Source organism: Flavobacterium sp. GNP008 (assembly GCF_056428965.1).
On the sequence record NZ_JBWJVL010000078.1, the window covers coordinates 1 to 219 of the forward strand.

General features: G+C 51.6%; 1 protein-coding gene. It reads right to left on the reverse strand.

Features of this window, described 5'->3' with window-relative positions; genetic code table 11:
- Positions 1 to 9: 9 nt before the first annotated feature.
- The coding region (locus AC0608_RS13960) for a hypothetical protein (protein ID WP_478289502.1) at positions 10 to 219 on the reverse strand (210 nt) is incomplete at its 5' end.

Consider the following 219-nt stretch of genomic DNA (forward strand, 5'->3'; position numbering starts at 1 on the left):
TTAAATATTTTATTGACTAAAATAATTAATAAGCGTAATTATTTTCCTGCATCTGCTCTCACGCAGAGTCATTTCCAGGATCACAGAGATGAGCCAGAACGCCGTCCCTTTACTCGTCAGGCTGTATGTCGAGGCCAATGAATCTTCACCGACCGAGCCACCCGCACCGCGCCTGATGCAGGGGTTTCCCGCCGCGCCGGAGCAGCGCGTGACCTGGGA